The 4,592-nt window shown below is 68.5% G+C and carries 5 protein-coding genes; 4 read left to right on the top strand and 1 reads right to left on the bottom strand.

What is annotated here, in order from left to right; genetic code table 11:
* Positions 1 to 1,321: ATP-binding protein (locus tag UK12_RS40265; protein WP_156179072.1), on the bottom strand; the 1,321-nt coding region annotated here is incomplete at its 3' end.
* A gap of 246 nt (positions 1,322 to 1,567) precedes the next feature.
* Between UK12_RS40265 and UK12_RS41855 the strand changes: the two genes are divergently transcribed.
* From UK12_RS41855 to UK12_RS37070, 4 genes are all read left to right on the top strand, one after another.
* The gene (locus tag UK12_RS41855; RefSeq protein ID WP_197085343.1) at positions 1,568 to 1,738 is read left to right on the top strand and encodes a hypothetical protein; all 171 of its coding nucleotides are present in this window, start codon (positions 1,568 to 1,570) and stop codon (positions 1,736 to 1,738) included.
* A gap of 163 nt (positions 1,739 to 1,901) precedes the next feature.
* Positions 1,902 to 2,519 (top strand): hypothetical protein, encoded by a 618-nt coding sequence (locus UK12_RS31900; protein ID WP_045306701.1) that lies wholly within the window; start codon positions 1,902 to 1,904, stop codon positions 2,517 to 2,519.
* Between the two features lie 29 nt (positions 2,520 to 2,548).
* Complete coding sequence (locus UK12_RS31895) at positions 2,549 to 3,229, top strand: hypothetical protein (RefSeq protein ID WP_197085342.1); 681 nt, start codon at positions 2,549 to 2,551, stop codon at positions 3,227 to 3,229.
* Positions 3,226 to 4,170, top strand: a complete 945-nt coding sequence (locus tag UK12_RS37070; protein WP_052682392.1) for a hypothetical protein — start codon at positions 3,226 to 3,228, stop codon at positions 4,168 to 4,170. Before UK12_RS31895 ends, UK12_RS37070 begins: the two co-directional genes overlap by 4 nt.
* Positions 4,171 to 4,592 lie beyond the last annotated feature (422 nt).

Here is a 4,592-nt window from a genome sequence, read left to right as displayed (position 1 = left end):
GGACCTGGCGGAGCAGGTCGGAGCGGTGCAGGGGGCCGTCGGCAGCCAGGATCAGACCGAGCACGGCGGCGTGAAGATGCACGTCGTCCTGCCGATCGCGGTCGGGAACGCGGTGAAGCTGAATGCGGTGGAGCTGATCGAACTGCTCGTCGAGATACTGGTACAGGCCGGACGGCGTCCGCCGGATGTTCTCCGGAGTGAGCCGGCCGTGCTCCACGTCCTCGACAAGAAAACGAAGGTAGAACGGATCCCCCTCGGAGACTTCGCGCAGGGTGTCGACGAAGCCGACTCGATCGCTGAGCGCGGCACCGGCCGTCCCGGCGTGGTGCAGCAGCAGGTCGTGAACGGCGTCTGCGCCCAGACCGCCGAGCGTCACCCGCAGACCGACGCCATCCGGCGTCAGCCCCACCTCGGTCAGGTAGGACCGGTCGCCCTGAGACCGGGCGGACAGCAGGATGAACAGGTTCTTCGGCAGCTGCCTCGGGAGTAGACCATGGAGGAAGCTGGGATGCTGGTTCACCTCGTCGATGGCGTCCAGCACCAGCACGGTCGGGCGGTCCCGGGCGGCGGCGACCGCCTCGCGGAACCGGGTCGTCAGCGCGCGTCCGCCGAGCGGTGCGGCACGGTGCGGTTCGAGCTGCTCGCACAGGTTGGACAGCAGGTCTTCGGGCCGGGTCGGGTCGAAGTCGCCCTCGGCAGTCTTGTAGCGCTGGCTGATGAAGTGATACAGGTAGCCGGGCTGTTGACGGACCAGCACGGCGAGCAGGGACGTCTTCCCGTACCCTGAAAGCCCGTCGACGAAGACGTATCCGCACTCGTGGCGGTCGATGTGGTCGAGAATGGTTCGCACCTCGCCGTCGCGGCCGGCAAACTTCTCGTTGTGGTACTCGAGCAGGTGGTCGAAGAACCGCCGGGATCCGCCGGACGGTGGGTCCGCTTCGGCCGTCGCACCCTCCCAACTGCACCTGCTTTTCTGAGCAGTGACGACCGACCGGGAATCGCCGGGGGTCTCGGCAGTGGCTTCCTTCGCATTAGGTGACGCGGGCCGCCTGGCGTGCGCGTGCAACTGCTCCCAGTAGTCCCTATCTGCAGTGGCCCGGAAGCTTGATCCTTGTTGGCGCCCTGGGGGCACGCGCTTCGACAAAGCTTGGACATAGACCCACAGGTGGACGAAGTTGTTCGCCGGGGCGCCGTGGCGTACCCATGCGCTGACCGCGGAGTCGTCCAGCTTAGGCCCGCGCAGCAGTCTGTTCGCCGCGCAGATCACGCTCGCTCTTCCACGCTCTGGATCGCGCATGACGACACCGGCCGCATCCTCCAAGCTCTGGAGCGCCTTAGCGAGGGCGTCACGTCCCGCGTGCACTGTGCCCCACCCCGTCCCCTCCCAGTGTGTTCTCTGGCGTCTCTGCCCGCCGGAGACAAGAGACTAGCTCCGACCAGTACCGAGAAGTCCCGCCCGGCCCGCTTCCGTCACCCCCTCCCGTTGTTCCGGCACCGCGGGGTCTCCTGATCGCGTCATCGCTGCGCTCTCACCGCGCCGTGTCTTCGGGAAGGAGCCCCCCACCCCATGAACCCCATCATCGCTGCGACACTGACCGCCCTGGGTACCGTGACCGTCATCGCGGCTGCTGCTGTCCTGGTGGTCTGGTTGGCCATGCGTGGCACCGACTCCCGCCACCGCGCAGCAGTAATCGACAGTGTCGCCGGACTCCTGCGCGCCATCCGCGGCCGCCGCTGACCCTGTCAGGCTCGCAAGGTCATCGCCGCACGTGAGATGGGTAGGACGATCCCGGCTGGCACCATGTTCGCGTGCTCGTCTTCAATGCTGGATCGCAGCCGTCCACCACCAGTGGCGCTGATATTCGGCGGCGCACAGGGCAGGTGTCCGCGACACTGGGCCGGTGATCGTCATACACCCCGTGCTGGAGACCGGCGCGCTCCCCGACTTCGCGTTCTGGCCGGTCGCCGAGCAACCGCCGTACCACCTCACCCCACTGAACGGCACGCTGAGCGACGAGCAGGTCGGCACGGCAATAGCCACCATGGTCGGCTACAGCTCCAGCCGGGTCGACGACCGCCTGACCGACCCCGCCGACGCCTTCCTGAGCTCACTACTGCACGAGGAGGGGTTCGTCACCCCTGGCGGGCTCCGTGCCCAGGACACCGCCACCGGAACAACGCTGACGCCCGGTTGCTGCTGCGGACTGGAGGACTGGCGCGGATGGCTGGACATCCCCGACGGAGGCGAGCCGTGGCTCGGCCACGACCCGACACCACGGGCCGAGCAACTCGGCGACACCGTCCGGCTCCACCCGGACGGCGAGCACCCGGGCCCGGTGATCGGGATCGCCCGGACCGAGCTCCCCCGGTTGCTCGCCAGGGTCCAGCAGGACCTCGCCGACTTCCTTCTGCTGATCGCCGCATGGGCCGACCAGCACGCACCCCAGTCGGCGCAGACACTGGTCGACGCGTTCGACCGGTCGCTCGAAATCACCGCACCACTGCGAAAGCCGAACTGATGGCAAGCTTTCTGACGCACCGCCGGCTCGTGCTTGACCGCACACTGCCGGCGCGGCGACGCCACGCGGCACTGCGTACCTGCCTCACTCTCTACGCCCCGTACGGCTTCCGCGCCACGTACCACCACCTGGCGGTCAGCGCGGCGATACCACGTGACCTCGACGCCGATCCCGACTCGCTGGAACGCGCGGTGAACGAGCTCCACGAGGCCCGCCTGCTCCGGCTGGCCGAGGACGCCCGGTGCGCCGAGCGGCGGCGACGCGAGAAGCATGCCGGTCAGCGGGTCCCCCGGCGCCCGGGCACATGGTGGCACCGTCATGGGCGGCAGAGCTGTTACCAGCTCGATCCGCTCTGCCATCCCGCCCTGGCGCTGCCCGAGTTCGTCCGCCGCCAAATCAGCCTGGCGAACGGCGAAGCGCCGCCCGGCTGCGCGGACTGCGGCAGCCGCCGCCCCGCCATCTGTCGTTCGACCGGCCACGGGTTCATCGACCTGTGTCGCAGCTGCGGAGCGGTACAGCGCTCGTGTGCCTGCGGCCAGCCTCACCACCTCCACCCTCTCGAACGGGACCTGTGGCCGCGCCTGTGGCGCAGGGAGCACATGACCCACGACGGCCTGCCCAACCCACACTGGCCCGGTACCGTCGAGGACCGGATCGCCGGCCTGCAGCTGAGGACCTCGTCACAGCCGCAGAACGGGAGGCTCGGGTGAGTGAACTCGCCTTCTTTGCCCAGGTGGTGGCCCGGGGCACGGTCCATGGCCTGGACTGCGGCTCCACGCCCGACCAGGTCACCGCCCGGCTCGGCGACTACGGGGAGAACCTTCGGCACAACCTGATGTGGCGCGACCACGGTCTGGTCGAGTTCACCTGGGAGCGGCCCTCCAGGAACGAACCGTGGCAGGGCTGCCGATTCACCGTGCAGTGCCACCGCCTCGAGCACGGCCCCACGCCCGTGCCTACCTTCGCGGACCTCCGAACAACGCTGACGACACTGGACTGTGAAGTCGAGGAGATCACACCCCTCACCAGTGACCTCGACGAGTACTGGCAACCCGAGAGCCGAGTGGCCATCCTCGTCGACACCCGGGACGGCATCCTGCACCAGATCACCGGCCCGGTTGCCCCCGACTACGCGAACCTCCGCAAACGGCTCCGCTCCACCCGCGCCGCGCGCGACCAGATCCGCTATCTCCTCCACGCCTCCGACGAGGACCGGCTGCGCTGGATCGGGCGCAACCAACCCCACGGCTCCGAGCGACCGGCCTGGTGGACGGGAACGCTCGCGGTGATCGACGGGATGCTCTCCGCCACCCCGGACGAGCAGCTCCCCTGGGCCCGCCTGCTGCTCTGGATGATCCAGCAGAGCAACGAACTGGAAGTCTTCGACCACGCCCAACGCACCGAGCGCATGGCCACCCTCTCCACCAACCTGCGCTGGCACCTCGGCCCAGACGAGCTGGCCGACCTCCTGCCCGACGCCGACGAGGTCGTACGCGCCTGCCTCGACGCACTGCCCGAGGCCGGACAGGTCGACTCACACCGCGTCAGACACCTGCTCAACTCCTGCGCACCACTTCAGGACCTGCTCCGCGACCCGCTCCTCCACCGCGAACTCGACCGACTGCTCACCGTCACCCACCACACGTGGTGAAGCCGACCGCGCGGCACCCTCCACGATCCTCGGGGCAGGTCTGACGCCGCGCCAGGAGCGCTGCCACCGTCGCGCCGCCCCTTTGATGAGGGCAGCTGCGGCCGGGTCATCGCTGCCCAACTCGCCCGGCGCTTGGGCAGCTGCTGGACCCACCGGCGCGCACTTGATCGATGGCAGATGCGTCAAGTGCGAACCCTCTGACCAGAATCGCCGATCACGGCGGGCAACCATCCAACCCACTTCAGTGATCGACAAATCTGACATAAAGGAGAAAGGAGCATGCAGTCGCCGGCTCTCAGTGCCGAGCCAGTCCCCAGCCCCGCCGTCGGACCGTGAAAACCGTGAGACGAATGTGAGAGGCAGCCCCAGCGCACGCCGAAGGCCGCTTCCTCGCGAACGAGAAAACGGCCTCTGACCTGCGA

It is taken from the genome of Saccharothrix sp. ST-888 (genome assembly GCF_000955975.1).
GTDB lineage: Bacteria > Actinomycetota > Actinomycetes > Streptomycetales > Streptomycetaceae > Kitasatospora.
Note: the sequence above shows the minus strand (reverse complement) of the source record. Positions and strands in the feature narration are given on the sequence as shown.

Bases quoted from the DNA above. Each gene is read 5' to 3' on its own strand.
- UK12_RS41855 (WP_197085343.1), top strand. From the start codon at position 1,568: ATGAACCCCATCATCGCTGCGACACTGACCGCCCTGGGTACCGTGACC.